The sequence below is a fragment of the Streptomyces sp. NPDC127084 genome, from assembly GCF_042724175.1.
Classification (GTDB): domain Bacteria; phylum Actinomycetota; class Actinomycetes; order Streptomycetales; family Streptomycetaceae; genus Streptomyces.
Genome location: NZ_JBHXFA010000056.1, coordinates 13,514 through 34,625 on the forward strand (window position 1 = coordinate 13,514; position 21,112 = coordinate 34,625).

General features: G+C 71.2%; 21 protein-coding genes. 17 read left to right on the forward strand and 4 right to left on the reverse strand.

From position 1 onward, the window contains the following. Positions 1–183: 183 nt before the first annotated feature. Positions 184–1,137 carry a hypothetical protein gene (locus tag ACFWI9_RS15520; RefSeq protein WP_387162176.1) on the reverse strand — a complete coding sequence of 318 codons (954 nt, stop codon included), beginning with the start codon at positions 1,135–1,137 and terminating at the stop codon, positions 184–186. A gap of 55 nt (positions 1,138–1,192) precedes the next feature. Here ACFWI9_RS15520 and ACFWI9_RS15525 point away from each other — a divergent pair, with 55 nt between their 5' ends. The 5 genes from ACFWI9_RS15525 (at position 1,193) to ACFWI9_RS15545 (ending at position 7,368) form a co-directional block, all read left to right on the forward strand. Next, on the forward strand, positions 1,193–2,812 hold the full coding sequence (locus ACFWI9_RS15525) for an ABC-F family ATP-binding cassette domain-containing protein (protein WP_387162177.1): 1,620 nt from the start codon (positions 1,193–1,195) through the stop codon (positions 2,810–2,812). 355 nt (positions 2,813–3,167) lie between these two features. Further along, complete coding sequence (gene rplM, locus ACFWI9_RS15530; RefSeq protein ID WP_387162179.1) at positions 3,168–3,611, forward strand: 50S ribosomal protein L13; 444 nt, start codon at positions 3,168–3,170, stop codon at positions 3,609–3,611. Positions 3,612–3,652: 41 nt separating this feature from the next. Next, positions 3,653–4,171, forward strand: a complete 519-nt coding sequence (gene rpsI, locus ACFWI9_RS15535) for a 30S ribosomal protein S9 (protein ID WP_387162180.1) — start codon at positions 3,653–3,655, stop codon at positions 4,169–4,171. 213 nt (positions 4,172–4,384) lie between these two features. After that, a complete protein-coding gene (gene glmM / locus ACFWI9_RS15540; protein ID WP_387162182.1) occupies positions 4,385–5,743 on the forward strand; it encodes a phosphoglucosamine mutase in 1,359 nt (452 codons plus the stop codon). Positions 5,744–5,964: 221 nt separating this feature from the next. Further along, positions 5,965–7,368 carry an alpha/beta hydrolase family protein gene (locus ACFWI9_RS15545; RefSeq protein WP_387162184.1) on the forward strand — a complete coding sequence of 468 codons (1,404 nt, stop codon included), beginning with the start codon at positions 5,965–5,967 and terminating at the stop codon, positions 7,366–7,368. Here ACFWI9_RS15545 and ACFWI9_RS15550 read toward each other — a convergent pair. Continuing rightward, entirely contained in the window at positions 7,357–8,304 is a 948-nt protein-coding gene (locus ACFWI9_RS15550; RefSeq protein WP_387162186.1) for a DUF389 domain-containing protein, read from the reverse strand. The two genes, ACFWI9_RS15545 and ACFWI9_RS15550, sit on opposite strands and share 12 nt — an antisense overlap. An 11-nt stretch (positions 8,305–8,315) precedes the next feature. Next, positions 8,316–9,308 carry a type I pantothenate kinase gene (gene coaA / locus ACFWI9_RS15555; RefSeq protein WP_387162219.1) on the reverse strand — a complete coding sequence of 331 codons (993 nt, stop codon included), beginning with the start codon at positions 9,306–9,308 and terminating at the stop codon, positions 8,316–8,318. A 67-nt stretch (positions 9,309–9,375) separates the two neighbouring features. On the opposite strand from coaA, the gene glmS reads away from it, so the two are divergent. The 7 genes from glmS (at position 9,376) to ACFWI9_RS15590 (ending at position 16,739) form a co-directional block, all read left to right on the forward strand. Further along, positions 9,376–11,223: a glutamine--fructose-6-phosphate transaminase (isomerizing) gene (glmS, locus tag ACFWI9_RS15560; protein WP_387162188.1), complete on the forward strand. Its 1,848-nt coding sequence runs from the start codon at positions 9,376–9,378 to the stop codon at positions 11,221–11,223. Further along, positions 11,220–11,588 (forward strand): holo-ACP synthase, encoded by a 369-nt coding sequence (locus tag ACFWI9_RS15565; RefSeq protein WP_387162190.1) that lies wholly within the window; start codon positions 11,220–11,222, stop codon positions 11,586–11,588. Before glmS ends, ACFWI9_RS15565 begins: the two co-directional genes overlap by 4 nt. Positions 11,589–11,760: 172 nt before the next feature. After that, positions 11,761–13,194 (forward strand): NAD(P)H-hydrate dehydratase, encoded by a 1,434-nt coding sequence (locus ACFWI9_RS15570; protein ID WP_387162192.1) that lies wholly within the window; start codon positions 11,761–11,763, stop codon positions 13,192–13,194. A 205-nt stretch (positions 13,195–13,399) separates the two neighbouring features. Next, positions 13,400–14,557, forward strand: coding sequence for an alanine racemase (gene alr / locus ACFWI9_RS15575; protein ID WP_387162194.1), 1,158 nt, complete (start codon positions 13,400–13,402; stop codon positions 14,555–14,557). Between the two features lie 36 nt (positions 14,558–14,593). After that, on the forward strand, positions 14,594–15,820 hold the full coding sequence (locus tag ACFWI9_RS15580) for an alpha/beta fold hydrolase (RefSeq protein WP_387162196.1): 1,227 nt from the start codon (positions 14,594–14,596) through the stop codon (positions 15,818–15,820). Continuing rightward, a complete protein-coding gene (gene tsaE / locus ACFWI9_RS15585; RefSeq protein WP_387162197.1) occupies positions 15,795–16,337 on the forward strand; it encodes a tRNA (adenosine(37)-N6)-threonylcarbamoyltransferase complex ATPase subunit type 1 TsaE in 543 nt (180 codons plus the stop codon). The genes ACFWI9_RS15580 and tsaE overlap by 26 nt, the downstream gene beginning before the upstream one ends. 177 nt (positions 16,338–16,514) lie before the next feature. Beyond that, the gene (locus tag ACFWI9_RS15590; RefSeq protein ID WP_387162199.1) at positions 16,515–16,739 is read left to right on the forward strand and encodes a hypothetical protein; all 225 of its coding nucleotides are present in this window, start codon (positions 16,515–16,517) and stop codon (positions 16,737–16,739) included. A gap of 59 nt (positions 16,740–16,798) precedes the next feature. Here ACFWI9_RS15590 and ACFWI9_RS15595 read toward each other — a convergent pair whose 3' ends face one another. After that, complete coding sequence (locus ACFWI9_RS15595; protein WP_387162201.1) at positions 16,799–17,362, reverse strand: L,D-transpeptidase; 564 nt, start codon at positions 17,360–17,362, stop codon at positions 16,799–16,801. Between the two features lie 127 nt (positions 17,363–17,489). Here ACFWI9_RS15595 and tsaB point away from each other — a divergent pair, with 127 nt between their 5' ends. The 5 genes from tsaB (at position 17,490) to ACFWI9_RS15620 (ending at position 21,072) form a co-directional block, all read left to right on the forward strand. After that, positions 17,490–18,143, forward strand: a complete 654-nt coding sequence (gene tsaB, locus ACFWI9_RS15600; protein ID WP_387162203.1) for a tRNA (adenosine(37)-N6)-threonylcarbamoyltransferase complex dimerization subunit type 1 TsaB — start codon at positions 17,490–17,492, stop codon at positions 18,141–18,143. Positions 18,144–18,202: 59 nt separating this feature from the next. Then, on the forward strand, positions 18,203–18,733 hold the full coding sequence (rimI, locus tag ACFWI9_RS15605; protein ID WP_387162221.1) for a ribosomal protein S18-alanine N-acetyltransferase: 531 nt from the start codon (positions 18,203–18,205) through the stop codon (positions 18,731–18,733). Next, positions 18,726–19,850 carry a tRNA (adenosine(37)-N6)-threonylcarbamoyltransferase complex transferase subunit TsaD gene (tsaD, locus tag ACFWI9_RS15610; protein ID WP_387162205.1) on the forward strand — a complete coding sequence of 375 codons (1,125 nt, stop codon included), beginning with the start codon at positions 18,726–18,728 and terminating at the stop codon, positions 19,848–19,850. The genes rimI and tsaD overlap by 8 nt, the downstream gene beginning before the upstream one ends. Next, the gene (locus ACFWI9_RS15615; RefSeq protein WP_387162207.1) at positions 19,847–20,134 is read left to right on the forward strand and encodes a hypothetical protein; all 288 of its coding nucleotides are present in this window, start codon (positions 19,847–19,849) and stop codon (positions 20,132–20,134) included. The genes tsaD and ACFWI9_RS15615 overlap by 4 nt, the downstream gene beginning before the upstream one ends. 68 nt (positions 20,135–20,202) lie before the next feature. Continuing rightward, entirely contained in the window at positions 20,203–21,072 is an 870-nt protein-coding gene (locus tag ACFWI9_RS15620; protein WP_387162209.1) for a polysaccharide deacetylase family protein, read from the forward strand. Positions 21,073–21,112: the final 40 nt, after the last annotated feature.

A 21,112-nucleotide genomic window follows, 5' to 3' on the forward strand; every position in this document is an offset into this window, starting at 1 on the left:
CCGCACATGATAGGGACCGCGGCCCCCAGTTCAGGCGGTACGCCGACATCAGACGACATCGGATACGGATCAGATGGGTCTCTGATTCATATCGACCGCCGGGCGATGTCTGTCGGTGACTTTGTGACCGAGAAAGACAGGGGAGTGGGAGGAAAGCAGGGTGGGTTCACTGGGGACCCGGGCTCACTGAGCCGCCGCGGCCTCCGCCTGCCGCGCACCGCGCGCGACGATCTGCCGGAAGGCGAACTCCGCGAGGTCGTCACCGGGCTGGAACGCCTTGCGGTCACCCTTGGTGATGGACTTCCCGTCGAGGTACCCCGTCGTCGTGAAGTAGGCGTATCTGCCGTAGGAGTTGCCCACGAAGCGGCAGACCGGGCCGCCCTTGCAGAAGCCGCCCACGCCCGAACCGGAGAGGGGAGCGATACTCCTGGCCGACTTCTTGACCGCGGCCTGGGCCTTGGCCTCGCTGGGGAAGACGGCCACGCCGATGGTGACGGCCACCCCGTCCCTGGTGTACGTGGCGCGGATGACCTGGTCGCAACCATTGCCGGTGAGGGCGGCGCCCAGTGAGCCCTGGGTGGCCGACGCGCAGGAAGTGGTGCGCGCGGTCGGGCCCTTGGCGTAGACCCGGCCGCTCATCGTCAGTTTCTTGCCCGGGAAGAGGGTGTCGGCGCTGAGCGGTGCCGTGTCCTTCTTCTCGTCGGAGACGAACTCCTTGGGGTTGGGCGGAGGCGGCGGAGCGACCGAGGAGAACGACGGCTCCGCGCCCTTCTCGCCCGGCAGCGCGGGGGCGGTGGGCAGCTCACTCGCGCTCTTGCCGGACGCGTCGGCGTCGCCCTTGCCGTTGTCGGTGTCGTTGGAGACGACGGCCGTGGCGACAAGCGTGGCTATCGCCGCGGTGGCGAGCGCGCCGCCGCCCGTCAGCAGCCACCTCTTGCGGCGGGCGCGCGCGGCGGAGGCATCGGCCAGCGCGGCCCAGTCGGGAGTCTGCGACTCGTGGTCCGGTCGGCGGTACGGCTCGAACGGTTCGAAGGCGTCGAACGACCCGGGCCCCGACTGGCCCGCCTGGCCCTGCTGACCCGACTGACCGGACTGCCGGCGTGGCTCCTGCGGCCACTGCGGTCCCCCATAGCTCATGCCGCGCATCCTAAACCTGTTGGGCAAGAGCGTGTCCGGCAGTGACAATCCCCGCATGGGACATCTTGAGGCCGGACATCTGGAGTACTACCTGCCGGACGGACGGCCACTGCTGGGCGACGTCTCCTTCCGGGTGGGTGAGGGCAGCGTGGCCGCGCTGGTCGGCGCCAACGGCGCGGGCAAGACCACTCTGCTGCGGCTGCTCTCCGGTGAGCTCAAGCCGCACGGCGGCACTGTGTCGTCCAGCGGCGGCCTCGGGGTCATGCCGCAGTTCGTCGGCTCGGTACGGGACGAGCGCACGGTGCGCGACCTGCTGGTCTCGGTGGCCACGCCGAGGATCCGGAAGGCCGCGCGAGCGGTGGACGAGGCCGAGCAGCTGATCATGACCGTGGACGACGAGTCCGCCCAAATGCGGTACGCGCAGGCGCTCAGCGACTGGGCCGAGGTGCAGGGGTACGAGGCCGAGACGGTCTGGGACATGTGCACCATGGCCGCGCTCGGTGTCCCGTACGACAAGGCCCAGTGGCGTCTGGTGCGCACTCTGTCGGGCGGCGAGCAGAAGCGGCTGGTGCTCGAGGCGCTGTTGCGCGGCCCCGACGAGGTGCTGCTGCTGGACGAGCCGGACAACTACCTGGACGTCCCGGGCAAGCGCTGGCTGGAGGAGCGGCTGGCCGAGACCCGTAAGACGGTGCTGTTCGTCTCCCATGACCGGGAGCTGCTCTCACGGGCCGCGCAGCGGATCGTCGCGGTCGAGCCGGGGCCCGCGGGCAGCGACGTCTGGGTGCACGGTGAGGGGTTCGCCACGTTCCACCAGGCGCGGCGTGAGCGGTTCGCCCGGTTCGAGGAGCTGAAGCGGCGCTGGGAAGAGGAGCACGCCCGGCTGAAGGCCCTGGTCCACAAGCTGCGGCAGCAGGCGGCGATCAGCCCCGACATGGCCTCGCGCTACCGGGCGATGCAGACCCGGCTGCGGAAGTTCGAGGAGGCGGGACCGCCGCCTGAGCCGCCGCGCGAGCAGGACATCCGGATGCGGCTGCGCGGCGGCCGCACCGGGGTCCGGGCTGTGACCTGCGAGGACCTGGAGCTGACGGGTCTGATGCAGCCGTTCTCGCTGGAGGTCTTCTACGGCGAGCGGGTGGCGGTGCTCGGCTCGAACGGCTCCGGGAAGTCCCACTTCCTGCGGCTGCTCGCGGGCGAGGACGTGACGCACACCGGGCTGTGGAAGCTGGGCGCCAGGGTGGTCCCCGGCCACTTCGCCCAGACCCACGCCCACCCGGAGCTGATGGGCCGCACCCTGGTCGACATCCTTTGGACGGAGCACGCCAAGGACCGGGGCGGGGCGATGAGCGCCCTGCGCCGGTACGAACTGGAGCGCCAGGGCGACCAGACCTTCGACCGGCTCTCCGGCGGGCAGCAGGCCCGTTTCCAGATCCTGCTGCTGGAGCTGCGCGGCACCACGGCGCTGCTGCTGGACGAGCCGACGGACAACCTGGACCTGGAATCGGCGGAGGCGCTCCAGCAGGGCTTGGAGGCGTACGAGGGCACGGTCCTCGCGGTCACCCACGACCGCTGGTTCGCGAAGTCCTTCGACCGCTTCCTGGTCTTCGGCTCCGACGGCCGGGTCCGGGAGACGGCGGAGCCGGTCTGGGACGAGCGGCGGGTCGAGCGGGTGCGGTAGCGCGCGACCGCGGGTCCGCGATCGGGTGGGGGCACACCGTCGCCACCCGGTTCCCGCCCCGCGCTTCCGGGCTTTTCGGCGCTGCTCCGTGCCACGAGTGCTGGGGGCGTTTTGACCCGTGCGGGGGACGATGGGTATTCTGCTGGTTCGTTATGCGTATCGGCTTGCTCTATCTCACGTGAGGGGCCCTTACGCAGGTCCGCCGGGCCGATGACCAGCGGTCTGCACTTGGGTTGCGTCGCCCGATGTGCGACCAGGGCTGTCGTGATCGTCCGGGTGGCCTTGTCAGGACCCCCGTCCTCCGTCCCTTACGGGCCGGTGGACCCCCATCACTGAAGAAGCGAAGGCTACGACCGTGCGTACGTACAGCCCCAAGCCCGGCGATGTGACGCGCCAGTGGCACGTCATCGACGCTCAGGACATCGTCCTGGGACGTCTGGCCACCACTGCTGCCACCCTCCTGCGGGGCAAGCACAAGCCGATCTACGCCCCCCACGTTGACGCTGGCGACTTCGTCATCATCATCAACGCGGAGAAGGTGCACCTGTCCGGCAACAAGCGGACCCAGAAGATGGCGTACCGCCACTCCGGCTACCCGGGTGGTCTGCGCTCCGTCCGCTACGACGAGCTGCTCGACAAGAACCCTGAGAAGGCGATCGAGAAGGCCGTCAAGGGCATGCTCCCCAAGAACTCCCTGGGCCGTCAGATGCTCTCGAAGCTGAAGGTCTACGCGGGCGAGAACCACCCGCACGCTGCTCAGCAGCCGGTTCCGTTCGAGATCACCCAGGTCGCGCAGTAAGTCCGGCCACCCCCTAAGACGAAAAGAATCTGAGGAGCATCGTGGCCGAGACCACCGCTGAGTACCCCGTCGAGGGCGAAGAGACCTACGCCGAGGTCACCACCTTCGAGTCGGAGGTGCCCGTCGAGGGCGAGTACACCTCCGAGTCCCTCGCGTCCCGTTTCGGCGACCCGCAGCCGGCCGCCGGCCTGGGCCGCCGCAAGAACGCCATTGCCCGTGTCCGGATCGTCCCGGGCACCGGCAAGTGGAAGATCAACGGTCGCACCCTTGAGGACTACTTCCCGAACAAGGTGCACCAGCAGGAAGTCAACGAGCCCTTCAAGGTGCTCGAGCTTGACGACCGCTACGACGTCATCGCCCGTATCGCGGGTGGCGGCGTCTCCGGCCAGGCCGGCGCCCTGCGCCTTGGTGTGGCCCGCGCCCTGAACGAGGCGGACGTGGAGAACAACCGCGGCCCGCTGAAGAAGGCCGGCTTCCTGAGCCGCGACGACCGTGCGGTCGAGCGCAAGAAGGCCGGTCTCAAGAAGGCCCGCAAGGCCCCGCAGTACAGCAAGCGCTAATCGGCTGCTTGTACGGCATACGTTCGCCCCGGCGGCACTCGGTGCCCGCCGGGGCGTTCTGTTTCAGCGGCTCTTCGGAGATGCTTCTCCGGGACCGCACCGGGGGTACGCCCGGCGATCCCGGGCGTATAGACGGCAAGAAGGCACGGAGCTCCAAGCGGCTCGCATCTCGAAGCGATCCGGAGCCATCCGGAGTGATTTCGGAGGAAACCAGTGGGACGACTCTTCGGCACGGACGGTGTGCGCGGTGTCGCCAACGCGGATCTGACGGCGGAGCTCGCGCTCGGTCTCTCGGTCGCGGCGGCGCACGTACTCGCCGAGGCGGGCACGTTCGAAGGCCATCGGCCGACTGCGGTCGTCGGGCGTGACCCCCGCGCGTCCGGGGAGTTCCTGGAAGCCGCCGTCGTGGCTGGGCTCGCGAGCGCGGGTGTGGACGTCCTGCGGGTCGGTGTGCTGCCCACCCCCGCGGTGGCGTATCTCACCGGCGTGCTCGGCGCCGACCTCGGTGTGATGCTGTCCGCGAGCCACAACGCCATGCCCGACAACGGCATCAAGTTCTTCGCGCGCGGCGGCCACAAGCTGGCCGACGAGCTCGAGGACCGTATCGAGACCGTCTACGAGGAGCACCGCACCGGTGCTCCGTGGGACCGGCCGACCGGCGCGGGCGTGGGCCGGGTCCGCGACTACGACGAGGGCTTCGACAAGTACGTCGCCCATCTGATCGCGGTCCTGCCGAACCGGCTCGACGGGCTCAAGGTCGTCCTTGACGAGGCACACGGCGCCGCTGCCCGGGTGTCGCCCGAGGCGTTCGCCCGGGCGGGCGCCGAGGTCGTGACCATCGGCGCCGAGCCGAACGGCCTCAACATCAACGACAACTGCGGCTCGACCCATCTGGACCTGCTCAAGGCCGCGGTCGTCGAGCACAGCGCGGACTTCGGTATCGCCCACGACGGCGACGCCGACCGCTGCCTGGCCGTGGACGGCCAGGGCAACGAGATCGACGGCGACCAGATCCTCGCCGTGCTGGCCCTCGCGATGCGAGAGGCGGGCACCCTGCGCGGGAACACCGTGGTCGCGACCGTCATGTCGAACCTGGGCTTCAAGCTCGCCATGGAAGCCGAGGGCATCGAGCTGGTGCAGACGGCCGTCGGCGACCGATACGTCCTGGAGTCGATGAAGGAGCACGGCTACGCACTCGGAGGCGAGCAGTCCGGCCATGTCATCGTGCTCGACCACGCCACCACCGGCGACGGCACCCTGACCGGCCTGATGCTGGCGGCCCGCGTCGTGGCGACCGGGCGCTCGCTGGCCGAGCTGGCCGCGGTGATGAACCGCCTGCCGCAGGTCCTGATCAACGTCCCGGACGTCGACAAGTCGCGTGTCTCCACCTCCGCCGAGCTGACCGCGGCGGTGACCGACGCCGAGCACGAGCTCGGCACCACGGGGCGGGTGCTGCTGCGGCCGTCCGGCACGGAGCCCCTGGTCCGTGTGATGGTCGAGGCTGCGGACATCGAGCAGGCCCGCGCGGTGGCGGGTCGCCTCGCCGACGTGGTGAAGTCCGCCCTGGGCTGACCCTGGGTGCCCCGTCCCCGTGTGGCCTCGGCCGCACGGGGACGGGGCTTCACGGTGTGCCGCACCCGCGCCCCGCACCCGCAGTGGTGCCCGGTGTGTCCCGGGGACGGCTGCGGGTGCGGTAGGCCGCGAAGGCCCGCGCCCCGCGCTTTGGTCCGTTCGGGCGAAGCCCGGGTGTCGCGGGGCGGAGAGCGACCGGGCCGGTCGTACCTTCGGCCGGTATGACGTACGACTCCGCATCGGGTCCCAGCCGCCGCGCCGCGCTCCTCGGTGGCGCCGGGGCTCTGATGGCCGCCACCGGGTGCACCTCGTCGGGCGGTGCGTCGCCCGCCCAGGCGCCGACGCCGAGCCGCTCCGCGTCGCCCTCCCCGTCGGCTGCCGGAGAGGCCACACCCGGGGCGATGACCCTGTTCAAGGACCCGGCGTACAACTTCAACGGGCTGCTGGCGCTGGGCGGAGCCGGGTTCGGGGCGGGTGAGGTGGGTGAGGTGCTCACCGCCGTGAACGCCATCAACAAGGCGGGCCTCTCCTCGCAGACGTACGTCGAGACCTTCAAGAAGCTCGGTGACCAGCTCAGGAAGGCGCCCCAGGGCAGCAAGGCCGACGCCCAGACCACGAGCTTCCGGGCGCTGAGGGCCGCGCAGTACTACGGGCAGGCGTTGTTCTTCGTCCTCGGCTCCGACGACCCGGGCAGCGAGGAGCAGCTCTACAAGGCGGGACGCGCCGCCTGGGACGCGTTCTGCGATGGGTGCCAACCGCCCCCGGTCACGGCGGACGTCCCGTACCAGAAGACCCCGCTGCCGGTGTGGTTCTTCCGGCCGGACACGGCTGACGAGCGCCGCCCGACGGTGATCCTCACCAACGGCAGCGACGGGCAGAACGTCGACATGTGGACGTACGGCGTCTCCGCAGCCCTGGACCGGGGCTGGAACGCGCTGGTGTACGACGGCCCAGGCCAAGGCCAGCTGCTCTTCGTGGACCAGGTGGTCTTCAGCCCCACCTGGGAGAAGGTCGTCTCCCCGCTGGTGGACTGGCTGGTCGCCCGTCCGGACGTGGACCCCGACAAGCTCGCCCTCACCGGGCTCAGCATGGGCGGCGACCTCGCCCCCCGTGCCGCCGCCTTCGAGCATCGGATCGCCGCGCTGGTCGCGATGCCCGGCTGCCTGGAGCCCTGGCTGGGCTTCCCCCCGGAGGTCCGGGAGATCCTCACCCCCAGCAAGGAGGAGACCAACAACATCTGGAACAAGGAGGTCGTCCCCGAGCTGCCCCCGGACGCCGCGGCGGTACTGAAGAAGCGTTTCGAGCCGTTCTCCGTCCAGGCGATGCTCGCGGCACGCCAGGGCAAGATGTTCACCGACTTCTACACACCCGCCACACGGATCGAGGCACTGACGATCACCGGCATCGTCGGCCGTATCAAGGCGCCCACGCTGGTCCTGGACTACGACGACGAGCAGTTCTATCCCGGCCAACCGCGCGAGATGTACGAGAAGCTCACGGCCCCCAAGGACTACGTGAAGCTGACCAGGGCCGAAGGCGCCCAGCTGCACTGCTCGCCGATGGCCCCGCAACTGCACTGCGAGGTGGTCTTCGACTGGCTGGGGGAGACCCTGTCAGTGAGCTGAGGTCCGCGACATCCGGCGCTTCTGGGCGCTCCAGAACCACTTCTGGGTCAGCAGCGTGAGCGTCCCGGCCAGGATGATCCCCAGCAGGTTCAGCAGCAGCTGCTCGCTGGAGCCCCAGGCCTGGCGGTACTCGCTGTAGCTGAAGGCCACGGCGGCGTTCGCCGCGGCCGGGACCGTGGTCACCGAGATCGCCACACCCACCAGAGCGCCCGACTTCGCCGACGTCAGAGAGAGCGTGCCGGCGATGCCCGCGAGCACGGCGACGACGAACGAGAACGCGTCGGGGTGGTAGATGAACGCCGTGTTCGGGCGTTCGGCCTTCAGCATCGAGGTCTCGAACAGCCCGATTCCCGTCATGAAGTGGCTGAAGCCGACCGTGACCAGCATCGCCGCCGCGAAGCCCGCGATCAGCGCCACCAGAGAGCGCCAGGCGAGCCGGGGCAGCCGCTGCACGATCGCCGTGCTCAGGCCGGCCAGCGGACCGAACTCGGGGCCCACCGCCATCGCGCCCACGATGAGGATCGCGTTGTCGAGCACCACACCGCAGGCGGCGATCATCGTCGCCAGTGTCAGGAAGGCCAGATACGTGACGGTGAGCGTCGACTCCTCGTGGGTCGCGTCGGTGAGCTGCTCCCACAGCACCGCGTCCGCGCCTTCCCCCGGGGCCTCCTTCTCGGCCCTGTCGGCGCGCTTGGACAGCGACAGATCAACGCTGTCGACGGAGATCGCGCCTTCCCGGTCGAGACCGAGCTCGCGCAGCCGCCCGATCAGGGTGTCCCCGGCCTCGCGTGCCACGTCGCAGAGCACCAGATCGCCGCTCGGACTGCGCGCGGCGCCAGGGAGGACGGCGAGGTGGGTCGTGCCGACCGTCTTCTCCACGGTGCGGACCACGTCGTCGGTCCGCTCGGGTGGGACGATCATGCGCAGGTGCAGCACGCGGGGGCTCCTCAGAGTTTGCGCAGGGACAGCCGCTGGACCTTGTGGTCCGGACCCTTGCGTACGACGAGCGTGGCACGGCCCCGGGTGGGTGCCACGTTCTCCAGCAGGTTGACCTTGTTGATCGTGCGCCACATGGTGCGGGCGTACTCCAGCGCCTCTTCCTCCGAGACCTGGGTGTACTTCCTGAAGTACGAGAACGGGTTCTGGAACGCCGTCTCGCGCAGCTTCCGGAAGCGGTTGAGGTACCAGCGCTCGATGTCCTCGGGGCGGGCGTCCACGTACACCGAGAAGTCGAAGTAGTCGGCGAGACCCACCCTGGTGCGGCCGTCCTGGCCGGGCAGGGCCGGCTGGAGGACGTTGAGGCCCTCCACGATCAGGATGTCCGGACGGCGCACGGTGAGCCGCTGGCCCGGCACGATGTCGTAGATCAGGTGGGAGTAGACAGGGGCGCTGACCTCCTCCTTGCCCGCCTTGATGTCGGCGACGAAACGGGTCAGGGCGCGCCGGTCGTAGGACTCGGGGAAGCCCTTGCGGGACATCAGCCCGCGGCTCTCCAGCTCCTTCATCGGGTAGAGGAAACCGTCGGTGGTGACCAGCTCCACCCGGGGGTGCTCGGGCCAGCGGGCCAGCAGTGCCTGGAGCAGCCGGGCGACCGTGGACTTGCCGACGGCGACCGAGCCGGCCACGCCTATGACGAACGGTGTGCCGCGCTGTGTGCCATGGCCGTTGCCCGCTTCGCCGAGGAACGTGTTCAGTGCCCCTCGGAGGTTCGCGGTGGCACCCACGTACAGATTGAGCAGCCGGGACAGCGGCAGATAGATGTCCCTGACCTCGTCCAGGTCGATGACATCACCGAGCCCGCGCAGTTGTTCGACCTCTGCCGCGCTCAGGGGCAGCGGCGTCCTCTCGCGCAGCGCGCTCCACTCCGCCCGGGTGAGGTCGACGTACGGGGACGACTCGGCCCGGTCGGGCTTGCGGCTTCGTGGCGGCGAAGTGATCACATGCTCATTGTCGGTGCAGCTGCGTCCGAACGCGGCGTGGTATCGCTCACGCCGTAGGCTGCGGGGCATGTGCGGAATCGTGGGTTACGTGGGAGCGCAGTCCGCGCTCGATGTCGTCATCGCCGGACTCAAGCGGCTGGAGTACCGAGGCTATGACTCGGCCGGCGTCGCCGTGCTCGCCGACGGGGGTCTCGCCGCCGCCAAGAAGGCGGGCAAGCTGCTCAACCTGGAGAAGGAGCTGACCGACCGGCCGCTGCCCAGCGGCTCGACCGGCATCGGACACACCCGGTGGGCCACCCACGGCGGCCCCACGGACGCCAACGCCCACCCGCATATCGACAACGCGGGCCGGGTCGCCGTCGTCCACAACGGCATCATCGAGAACTTCGCGGCGCTGCGCGCCGAGCTGGCCGACCGCGGCCACGATCTGGAGTCCGAGACAGACACCGAGGTCGTCGCGCATCTGCTCGCCGAGGAGTTCTCGTCCTGCGGTGAGCTGGCCGAGGCGATGCGGCTGGTGTGCAAGCGGCTCGAAGGCGCCTTCACGCTGGTCGCCGTACACGCGGACGACCCGGAGGTGGTGGTCGGCGCCCGCCGCAACTCGCCGCTGGTGGTGGGGGTCGGGGAGGGCGAGGCGTTCCTGGCGTCCGATGTGGCCGCGTTCATCGCGTACACCCGTTCGGCGATCGAGCTGGGCCAGGACCAGGTCGTCGAGCTGCGCCGCGACAGCGTGACGGTCACCGACTTCGAGGGCTCCCCGGCCGACGTCCGCTCGTACCACGTGGACTGGGACGCCTCCGCCGCCGAGAAGGGCGGCTACGACTACTTCATGCTCAAGGAGATCGCCGAGCAGCCGAAGGCGGTCGCCGACACGCTGCTCGGGCGGATCGATGTGAGCGGCTCGCTCACCCTGGACGAGGTGCGGATCCCCGCGTCCGTGCTCAGGGAGGCCCAGAAGGTCGTGATCGTGGCGTGCGGTACGGCATTCCACGCCGGGCTGATCGCCAAGTACGCGATCGAGCACTGGACCCGTATCCCCTGCGAGGTGGAGCTGGCCAGCGAGTTCCGCTACCGGGACCCGATCCTGGACCACCGCACCCTGGTGATCGCGATCTCGCAGTCCGGCGAGACCATGGACACCCTGATGGCCCTGCGGCACGCGCGCGAGCAGGGCGCGAAGGTGCTGGCCATCTGCAACACCAACGGCTCCACGATCCCCCGGGAATCGGACGCGGTGCTCTACACCCACGCGGGCCCCGAGGTCGCCGTCGCCTCGACCAAGGCGTTCCTCACCCAGCTCGTGGCCTGCTATCTGGTGGCGCTCTACCTCGGGCAGGTACGCGGAACCAAGTGGGGCGACGAGATCCGCGCGGTGATCCGCGACCTCTCCGAGATCTCCCGCGAGGTGGAGCAGGTACTGGAGACCATGGAGCCCGTCCGCGAACTGGCCCGCTCACTCGCCGACAAGGACACGGTGCTGTTCCTCGGGCGGCACGTGGGCTATCCGGTCGCCCTGGAAGGCGCGCTCAAGCTCAAGGAACTCGCCTATATGCACGCGGAGGGCTTCGCGGCGGGCGAGCTCAAGCACGGCCCGATCGCACTCATCGAGCAGGACCTGCCGGTCGTGGTCGTCGTCCCGTCGTCACGCAGCCGCTCGGTGCTGCACGACAAGATCGTGTCGAACATCCAGGAGATCCGGGCCCGCGGCGCCCGCACCATCGTGATCGCCGAGGAGGGCGACGAGGCGGTCGTGCCGTACGCGGACCACCTGATCCGCATCCCGGCGACGCCCGCGCTGCTCCAGCCGCTGGTGGCGACGGTGCCGCTGCAGGTGTTCGCCTGCGAGCTGGCGACTGCCCGGGGCAACGAGGTGGACCAGCCGCGCAACCTGGCGAAGTCGGTCACCGTCGAATGATCATCGGGGTGGGGATCGACGTCGCCGAGATCGACCGCTTCGGCGAGGCGCTGCGCCGTACACCGGCCCTCGCGGACCGGTTGTTCCTCGGCAACGAGTTGCACCTGCCCAGCGGCGAGCGCCGCGGCACGGCCTCCCTCGCGGCCCGCTTCGCCGCGAAGGAGGCCGTCGCGAAGGCGCTGGGCGCGCCGGCGGGCCTGCTGTGGACCGACTGCGAGGTCTACGTCGAGGACTCAGGACAGCCCCGCCTCCGCGTCACCGGCACGGTGGCGGCTGCCGCGACGGCGCGGGGGGTGCGTACCTGGCACGTCTCGCTGAGCCATGACGCGGGTGTCGCCTCCGCGATGGTCGTGGCGGAGGGCTAGGCCCTTTCGTTTGGTGAGGCGGTGTGACTCCGGCACCGTGGCGGGGTGCCGCCCACCGCGCGACCCGCCCGCCCTGAGCCCCGCCCACCGCGGCGACCCGCCCGCCCCATGTCGACGAGGCACCACGGTGCGGGGGGCGCCCGGGAACCCGTACACGGGGCAGACTCTGAGCATGCGTCATGCGTACCGCGTGGACACCGTCCGCCGAGCCGAAGCCGACCTCATGTCCCGCCTCCCCGAAGGCGCGCTCATGCAGCGCGCCGCCGCCGGCCTCGCCGCCGCGGTCGCCGGGCTGCTCCAGCGGGTGTACGGGGCCCGAGTCGTCCTGCTGGTGGGCAGCGGGGACAACGGGGGCGACGCCCTCTACGCGGGGGTCCGGCTCCGACGCAGAGGGGCCCGCGTGGACGCCGTACTGCTCGCGCCGGACAAGACGCACCGAGGCGGGCTCGGCGCACTGCTGAAGGCCGGGGGCCGGGTCGCGGACGACCCGTACCAGGTGCTCGCCTCGGCCGACCTGGTGCTCGACGGCATCACCGGCATCGGCGGTCACGGTGGCCTGCGCCCCGACGCGGTCCCGCTCGCCCGGGCCGCCCGCGGCTCCGGCGCGCTCGTTGTCGCCGTCGACCTGCCCAGCGGCATCGAGGCGGACACAGGGGAGGTCAAGGGGGAGCCGCTGCGGGCCGATGCGACGGTCACGTTCGGCACGTACAAGCCGGGGCTCCTGATCGACCCGGCCCACGAGTACACGGGGGCGGTCCGGCTCATCGATATCGGCCTGGAGCCGTACCTGCCCTCCGTGCCCGACGTCGAGGCCCCGCAACACGCGGATGTGGCGCGGCTGCTGCCGCGACCCGCCGCCGAGAGCGACAAGTACCGCCGCGGCGTCATCGGCGTGGTCGCCGGGTCCCTCCGCTATCCCGGCGCGGCCGTGCTCGCGGTGGCCGGCGCCCTCCGCGCCGGTGCCGGCGCGGTGCGGTACGTGGGCCCGGCCGCTGACGCCGTCATCGCCCGTTTCCCGGAGACCCTGGTGCACGGCTGGCCGCCCGCGAAGGCCGGACGGGTGCAGGCCTGGGTCGTCGGGCCCGGTCTGGGCGACGGCCCGGGGGTGGCGGAGGTACTGGACTCGGAGGTACCGGTGCTGGTGGACGCCGACGGGCTGCGGGCGCTCGACCCGGCCGTGGTCCGGGCCCGTACCGCTCCCACCCTCCTCACCCCCCATGCGGGCGAGGCCGCCGCGCTGCTCGGCGTGTCGCGCGAGGAGGTCGAAGGCGCACGGTTCGCCTCCGTACGGCGGCTGGCGGAGGCCTATGGCGCGACGGTGCTCCTCAAGGGCTCGACCACCCTCGTCGCCGATCCCGATCCGCGCCGCCCGGTCCGGGTGAACGCGACGGGGACGTCCTGGCTGGCCACGGCTGGGAGCGGGGACGTGCTGTCCGGGCTGACGGGCTCTCTGCTCGCCGCCGGTCTGGAGCCGTTCGACGCGGCGTCGGTGGGCGCCTATCTGCACGGGCTCGCGGGCCGGCTGGCGTCCCATGACGCCCCCGTGTCGGCGAATGACGTGGCCGAGGCGATTCCCCGGGCATGGCGCGACACGACCGCTCCGTGACGCGGACCTCATCGCATGTGATGCGCGACACGACCGCGCCGTGAACGCGGCTTGAGCGCGGCGCGGTCCGGCCGCACCCTGAGGCGCGACACGACCACGTCTTGCCGGGTGGCGGGACCACACCCTGATACGCGCGGGTGACCAGCACCACTCGCGGTCGTTGCCGTACGAACTATGCCGGGGGCCTCTGAGACACTGGGCCGCGATGAACCAGAACGCACCCTTCCGAGCCCGCGCCGAGATCGACCTCGCCGCCCTGCGCGACAACGTCCGCGCACTGCGTGCGAGGGCTCCCCGCGCTGCCGTCATGGCCGTGGTGAAGTCCGACGGGTACGGGCATGGAATGGTGCCCTGCGCGAAGGCCGCGCTCGCCGCGGGCGCGACCTGGCTCGGCACCGCCACCCCGGAGGAGGCGCTCGCCCTGCGGGCCGAGGGGATCGAGGCCAGGGTGCTGTGCTGGCTCTGGACCCCGGGCGGGCCGTGGCGGGAGGCCGTCGAGGCGGGCGTGGACCTGGGGGTGAGCGACCCCTGGGCGCTGGGCGAGGTGGTGCGTGCCGCGCGTGAGGCGGGCCGTACGGCCAGGATCCAGCTCAAGGCAGACACGGGGCTCGGCCGGAGCGGCTGCCAGCCGGCGGACTGGGCCGCGCTCGTCGCCGAGGCCCGCGTCGCCGAGGCGACGGGCAGCGTCAGGGTCACCGGGCTGTGGTCGCACTTCGCCTGCGCCGACGAGCCCGGCCACCCCTCCATCGCCGCTCAACTGTCCGTCTTCAGTGATCTGGTGGCCTACGCGGAGAAGGAGGGCATCAAGCCGGAGGTGCGGCATATCGCCAACTCGCCGGCCACACTGACCCTGCCCGAGACCCATCTCGACCTGGTGCGTACGGGGATCGCGATGTACGGCATCTCGCCCAGTCCGGAGCTCGGCACACCCGCCGACTTCGGTTTGCGGCCGGTGATGACGCTCAAGGCTTCCGTGGCGCTGGTCAAGGACGTCCCCGCGGGCCATGGCGTCAGTTACGGGCACCACTACATCACCGACACGGACACCGCGCTCGGCCTCGTCCCCGTCGGTTACGCGGACGGCATCCCGCGCCACGCCTCGGGCCGCGGGCCGGTCCTGGTGGGCGGTGCCTGGCGGCGGGTGGCCGGGCGGGTCGCCATGGACCAGTTCGTGGTGGACCTCGGTCCGGACGGCGCGGCCCGGGTCCAGGAGGGGGACGTCGCGGTGCTGTTCGGCCCGGGTGACCAGGGTGAGCCGACCGCGGAGGACTGGGCGGAGGCTGCGGACACGATCGCGTACGAGATCGTGACCCGGATCGGGGCGCGTGTGCCGCGCGTCCATCTCAACGAGCTCGACGGGTAAGCGACCCCAACCGACCGACCTATAGGAGCAGGCACGGTGAGCGAGAGCAGCGCGGGGGACGTGGCGGCAGCGGTGACCGACGCGGCCACGGGCAACTGGCGCCGGGCGGGCTTCGCCGGCGCTGCCATAGGGGTGATCGCCGCCGGTGCGGCGGCGGGCGTCGCCATAGAGCGGATGACCGTAGGCCGTGGGATGCGGCGCAAGGCACGGCTCGCGCTGGACGCCTCGGGACCCTATGGGTCGCTGCGCGGCACACCGGGCCGGGCCACGTCGGACGACGGTACGACCCTCTACTTCGAGACCGACGAGGTCGATCCGGACGCGGGGGGTATCGGGCCGCGCAGGCGCAGGCTGTTCGGCCGCAAGTCGCCGGCGCCGGTCACCGTCGTGTTCAGCCACGGCTACTGCCTCAGCCAGGACTCCTGGCACTTCCAGCGGGCCGCGCTGCGCGGGCTGATCCGCACCGTCCACTGGGACCAGCGCAGCCATGGGCGTTCGGGGCGCGGGATGGCCCAGTCGGGACCGGAGGGGACACCGGTCTCGATCGACCAGCTCGGCCGGGATCTGAAGGCGGTCATCGACGCGGCGGCTTCTGAGGGCCCGTTGGTGCTGGTGGGTCACTCGATGGGCGGGATGACGATGATGGCGCTGGCCGAGTCGTATCCCGAGCTGATCCGGGAGCGTGTGGTCGGTGTCGCGTTCGTGGGGACGTCGGCCGGCCGGCTCGGCGAGGTGAACTACGGGCTGCCGGTCGCGGGTGTGAACGTGGTGCGGCGGGTACTGCCCGGGGTGCTGAAGGCGCTGGGCTCCCAGGCGGATCTGGTCGAGCGCGGGCGGCGTGCCACGGCGGATCTCTTCGCGGGGCTGATCAAGCGCTACTCGTTCAGCTCGAAGGACGTGGACCCGGCGGTGGCCCGGTTCGCCGAGCGCATGATCGAGGGCACCCCGATCGATGTGGTCGCCGAGTTCTACCCGGCATTCGCCGAACATGACAAGGCCACGGCGCTCGAGGTCTTCCAGGAGGTCCCGGTGCTGGTCCTGGCCGGGGACCGGGACCTGGTGACGCCCAGCACGCACAGCGAGGCGATCTCGGATCTGCTGCCCGATTCGGAGCTGGTGATCGTCCCGGACGCCGGGCACCTGGTGATGCTGGAGCACCCGGTGGTGGTCACCGACCGGCTGGCGGACCTGCTGGTGCGGGTCGGGGCGGTGCCGGCAGCGGCTAACGTTGGCACGTATGGAAGCACCGCAGAGCCCGGCTGACACCGCAGCGCCCGCGACCGCAGGCGCGAGCGCGGCCGCCGTCCGTCTCACCCTCACATCCCCGGAGCAGACGCAGGAGCTCGGCCGCCGGCTGGCCAAGCTGCTGCGGCCCGGTGACCTCGTCATGCTCAGTGGTGAGCTCGGTGCGGGCAAGACGACCCTGACCCGCGGCCTCGGCGAGGGCCTCGGGGTGCGCGGCGCGGTGACCTCGCCGACGTTCGTCATCGCCAGGGTGCACCCTTCGCTGGTGGGCGGACCCGCCCTGGTCCACGTGGACGCGTACCGCCTGGGCGGGGGGCTGGACGAGATGGAGGACCTGGACCTCGATATCTCGCTGCCCGATTCCGTCGTGGTCGTGGAGTGGGGCGACGGCAAGGTCGAGGAGCTCTCCGACGACCGGCTGCATGTGGTGATCCACCGGGTTGTCGGCAACACGGACGACGATCGCCGCACGGTCACCTTCACGGGGATCGGGCCGCGCTGGGCCGACGCCGGTCTTGCCGGACTCACCGCCTGAAGGGGTACCGGACGGCGCCGGTGCGCGGCTGCCCCGTCCCGGCGGCGTCCGATTGTGTACGTTCCGACAAGACGTCGGCAAAATGTTGCGCCCCAGGCTGCGGGCGTGGTGACATGGATACGAGACCAGGTTAGGGCTGCCTAACCATGCCTGCCCCCGCAGTGTCAGGAGGCATCCATGTCCGCGCCCGAGCACGACACGACCGGCCCGCGGTCGCGTCCACGGCCCCCTGCCGTCACACCGTCTGCCGTATCGATGCGCGATCTGCTGGCGTCGTGCGCGGCTGCCAGCGCGGTCTCGACCCCGCCGCGCGAGCACAAGGGTGCGTCACCCGAGGACCCGTCGGGTGGCGCGGGTGCCACGAGTGTCGCGGAGCATGAGGAGCGCCGCCACGCCGCGTAGCCCGTTCGAGTGGTTTGCGGAGCTGCTTCCGCGCTGAAGGGAATCGGGGTCCGCGGGCACTAAGGGACGACGACGACCTTGGTCTCGATCACCGCGAAGTCCCACATCGCGTCGCCGTCCGCGCGCTTCATCCGGACGCCGCCGGTCTTACGGGCCGGGTCCGGGTACGGCATCGATCCGTCGACCGCCGCGCTGAACCCGATGCTCACCCCGTCCACGGTCGCGAACCGCACGACGTGCTCGATCGGCACCCCGTCCGAGCCGCGGATTCCGGCGCTGCGCGAGGTCACCTCGTACGTGCCGGGCGGCGGGCTCACCGTGCTGGGCGCGACCGGGAACGTATGTGTCGCCTTCCCGTCGGCGCCGACCAGCCAGACCCGCCTCTCGCCGAGCGCGTACACGACCCGCAGGCCCTTGCCGGACTTCGCGGGCACCGCCAGCGGGTCGGGCCGCCGCTGGTCGGTGGCGCTGCCGGACGGCTCGGCGCCGGGGGAGCGCACGGCGGTGGCGGGCTGCCTGAGGTCCTCGGGGACGTTCGCGGACGCCTGGTAGGCGAGGAAGCCGACCGCGGCGAGCGCAGCCGCGGTGAGCCCGGCCACCATTCCCGAGCTGCTCCCGGCCACCCTGCTCCCCTTGCGTCTGCTGGTGTCTGCTTGCTTGCTGCTCCGCTGCGTACGCGGCTGACGGTAGCAGCAGGGGCCACCAGGTACGGGACGCCGTGCCCCGTCGTCGTGGCCGTAGGCTGTTCGCGTGCTCTTGCTCGCCGTTGATACCGCCACCCCAGCCGTCACCGCAGCCCTCCACGACGGCACATCCGTCGTCGCCGAGGCCACCTCGACCGACGCCCGTCGGCACGGGGAACTGCTGCTGCCCGCCGTCGACCGCGTCCTCGCGGACGCCGGGCTGGCACTGAGCGCCGTAACGGACCTCGTGGTCGGCGTCGGCCCCGGCCCGTACACCGGGCTGCGCGTCGGCCTGGTGACGGCCGCGACCTTCGGCTCGGCACTCGAAATCCCGGTACACGGGCTGTGCACGCTGGACGGTCTCGCGTACGCCTCCGGTATCGAGGGGCCGTTCGCGGTGGCGACCGACGCGCGCCGCAAGGAGGTCTACTGGGCGCGCTACGACGGTTTCCGCACCCGGGTGAGCGAGCCGGCCGTCGACCGGCCCGCGGAGATCGCCGACCGGCTCGCCGGGCTGCCGGTGGTCGGCGCGGGCGCGCTGCTCTACCCGGAGTCCTTCCCCGACGCCCGCGGCCCGGAGCACCAGTCGGCCGCCGCGCTGGCCTCGCTCGCCGCCGAGAAGCTCGCTGCCGGTGAGGAACTGCCACCGCCCAGGCCGCTCTACCTGCGCCGCCCGGACGCCCAGGTGCCCAAGAACTACAAGGTGGTCACACCGTCGTGAGCAGCGGGCACCACACGACCGCCGCGCCACGGTCCGCCGCCGCGGTGGCACTGCGTGAGATGCGCTGGTGGGACATCGAGCCGGTGCTGCGGCTGGAACACGACCTCTTCCCCGATGACGCCTGGTCCCCCGGGATGTTCTGGTCCGAGCTCGCCCACGCGCGCGGGCCCGGCGCCACCCGCCACTACACCGTCGCCGAGACGGGCGGACCCGGGGGCGCCCGGATCGTCGGCTACGCCGGCCTGGCCGCCGCCGGTGGGCTCGGGGACGTCCAGACCATCGCCGTCGCCCGCGAGCAGTGGGGCACCGGCCTCGGCGCCCGGCTGCTCACCGACCTGCTCCAGCACGCCACCGCGAGCGAATGCGAAGAGGTGCTTCTGGAAGTGCGCGTCGACAACACCCGGGCGCAGAAGCTGTACGAGCGCTTCGGCTTCGAGCCGATCGGGTTCCGCCGCGGCTACTACCAGCCCGGCAACATCGACGCCCTCGTGATGCGCCTGCACGTAAGCGACGCGGGCCCCGCGCCCTCGGACGCTCCCGCAGACCGGCCCGTACACGGTCACGTACAAGGAACAGAAAACCATGGCTGACGAACCGCTCGTGCTCGGTATCGAGACGTCCTGCGACGAGACGGGCGTCGGCATCGTCCGCGGCACCACCCTGCTCGCCGACGCCATCGCCTCCAGCGTCGACGAGCACGCCCGCTTCGGCGGAGTCGTACCCGAGGTCGCCTCGCGCGCCCACCTGGAGGCGATGGTCCCGACGATCGAGCGCGCCCTGAAGGACGCCGGGGTCACCGCGAAGGACCTGGACGGCATCGCCGTGACGGCGGGACCCGGACTCGCGGGCGCGCTGCTGGTGGGGGTGTCGGCGGCGAAGGCGTACGCGTACGCCCTGGGCAAGCCGCTCTACGGGGTGAACCACCTCGCCTCGCATATCTGCGTGGACCAGCTGGAGCACGGGCCGCTGCCCGAGCCCACCATGGCGCTGCTGGTCTCGGGCGGCCACTCGTCGCTACTGCTCGCGCCCGACATCACCAGCGATGTACGCCCGATGGGCGCCACGATCGACGACGCGGCCGGTGAGGCCTTCGACAAGATCGCACGTGTGCTCCAACTCGGCTTCCCGGGTGGTCCTGTCATCGACCGGCTGGCGAAGGAGGGCAATCCGGAGGCGATCGCGTTCCCGCGCGGGCTGAGTGGTCCGCGCGACCCCGCGTACGACTTCTCCTTCTCCGGGCTGAAGACCGCTGTGGCCCGCTGGATCGAGGCCAAGCGCAACGCGGGCGAGGAGGTGCCCGTACGGGACGTGGCCGCCTCGTTCCAGGAGGCGGTGGTGGACGTGCTGACCCGCAAGGCCGTCCGGGCCTGCAAGGACGAGGGCGTCGACCATCTGATGATCGGCGGCGGTGTGGCGGCCAACTCGCGGCTGCGCGCCCTGGCCGAGGAGCGGTGCGAGGCGGCCGGTATCCGGCTGCGGGTGCCGCGGCCCAAGCTCTGCACGGACAACGGCGCGATGGTGGCGGCGCTGGGCGCGGAGATGGTGGCCCGGAACCGGCCGCCGTCGGACTGGGAGCTCTCGGCGGACTCGTCGCTGCCGGTGACCGATCCGCATGTCCCCGGCGCGCACTCCATCCACGATCACGGTCATGGCAGCCACGAGCATGACCATCTGCATGAGCTCAGCAAGGACAACCTGTACTCATGACGGTCGTCACGCTGATGTGGGAGGCGCGCGCGGCCGATGGCCGCGGCGCCGAGCTGCTCGCCTGGGCCCGTGGGCGCGAGCTGCCGGGTGTGCCGCCGCTGCGCCGCGAGACCTTCCGCGCGCCCGGGGACCGGGTGCTGGTGCTGACCTGGTGGGCGGTGCTGCCGGAGTCGGAGGCGCTGCCGGACCTGCCCGAACTACCCGAACTTCCCGATCCCGCGCCGGAACTGATCAGCCGACCGGTGCACCGCTGGCGTTTCGAGTCCGTCGACTTCCCCCGGTGATGCAACCCTGCACGCCTGTTCGGCATCCGTAAGTGTGAACGGACGGCGTACGGACATGGGGTGCTGGGGTGGGCGCGAACATCGCGGGACGGCGGAGGATCGCGGGGGCACTGCTCGCCGCAGGGCTTGTACCGGTCCTCATATCGGGCTGCTCGAGCACCTCCGAGGCCACACCGACGTCACGCGCGAGCCATGAGGCCAAGGGCTCCGCGTCGCCCGCCGAGGGGTCCGGTTCCCCGGACGGAACAGCCGCCACCGCCGCGGCGTACCGCAAGTGGGGCATCCCGCCGCTGGCCGCGCCGCCGGCACCGCCCAAGTCCAAGCCGGTGGTCCTGAGCGCGGACGGCGACGTACCCGTGATCAGCGACATACCGGTGCAGGACAAGGTCGTCTTCATCACCGTCGACGACGGGGCCGAGAAGGACCCGGAGTTCGTGACGATGATGGAGGAGCTGAAGATCCCCTTCTCGATGTTCCTCACGGACTCGGCCATCAGCAGCGACTACGGCTACTTCGACCGGCTCCGGAAGCTGGGCAACGGTGTCCACAACCACACCCTGACGCACCCCAACCTCCGCACCCTGGACGCGGCGGCCCAGAAGCGCGAGATCTGCGGCCAGCAGGACAAACTCAAGGCCCGCTACGGAACCGCCCCGCGCCTCCTGCGCCCGCCTTACGGCAACTGGAACGAGGACACCCGCGCCGCCGCGAAGGCCTGCGGCGCCCAGGCGATCGTGCTGTGGCGCGAGTCGATGCAGATCAAGAACATGCAGTACCAGCGCGGCGACAAGAAGCTGCACCCCGGCGACATCATCCTGGCCCACTTCCGCGGCCCCTCCGATCTGAAGGGGGCGACGATGACCGAGATGACGGCGAATCTGCTGCGCCGTATCCAGGAGCAGGGCTTCACAGTCGCGCGCCTGGAGGACTACCTCTAGGCATCCTGGCCGTGTCGGCCGGCCCGGCGTCCCGTTCGAT